Origin of the sequence: Bradyrhizobium valentinum (genome assembly GCF_001440405.1) — a bacterium.
GTDB classification, from domain to species: Bacteria; Pseudomonadota; Alphaproteobacteria; order Rhizobiales; family Xanthobacteraceae; genus Bradyrhizobium; species Bradyrhizobium valentinum.
The window spans coordinates 1-702 of sequence record NZ_LLXX01000102.1 but is presented as its reverse complement, the minus strand read 5'-3'; the positions used below and the strand labels follow the sequence as shown (position 1 = coordinate 702).

The following is a 702-nucleotide window of genomic DNA, read 5'->3' as shown; positions in this document are numbered from 1 at the left end:
ACGTCGCTGGTCGGATCGCTCACGGTGGCAGCTGTTGTCGTCCCCGCCGGCTCGGTCGTCTCAACGACCGGCGCCGCATCCGCAAGAGTGTCGCTGGCCACGGCCCCGGCGTCGGCCGGACGTGACACGTCGCTGGTCGGATCGCTCACGGCGGCAGCTGTTGTCGTGAGCACCGGCTCGGTCGTCTCAACGACGGGCGCCGCATCCGCAAGAGCGTCGCTGGCCGCGGTCCCAGTGTCGGCCGGATCTGACACGTCGCTGGTCGGATCGCTCAGGGTGGCAGCTGTTGTCGTGAGCACCGGCTCAGTCGTCTCAATGACCGGCGCCGCATCCGCAACAGTGTCGCTGGCCACGGTCCCGGCATCGATCATCGGATCTGACACGTCGCTGGTCGGATCGCTCACGGCGGCAGCTGTTGTCGTGAGCACCGGCTCGGTCCTCTCAACGACCGGCGCCGCATCCGCAACAGTGTCGCTGACTGCACTTAACGGTTGTGCCACGTCACCGGTCAGCGGCGCGATCGTGCCGCCGACGTCATCGGTCAGCGTAGCCGCGCCGTCGGTCACCGTCGCGAGCACCGGCTGCGCCGCCGCCTCGACCGGCGCAATCGTGGCGCCGACGTCATCGCTCAGCGTAGCCGCGCTGTCGGTCACCGTCGCGAGCACCGGCTGCACCGCCGCCTCGACCGGCGCAATCGTGGCG

Annotated in this window: 1 pseudogene; it reads right to left on the bottom strand. The window is 69.8% G+C overall.

Features of this window, described 5'->3' with window-relative positions:
* Positions 1-702, bottom strand: a pseudogene (locus tag CP49_RS46035) (hypothetical protein); the annotation flags it as partial.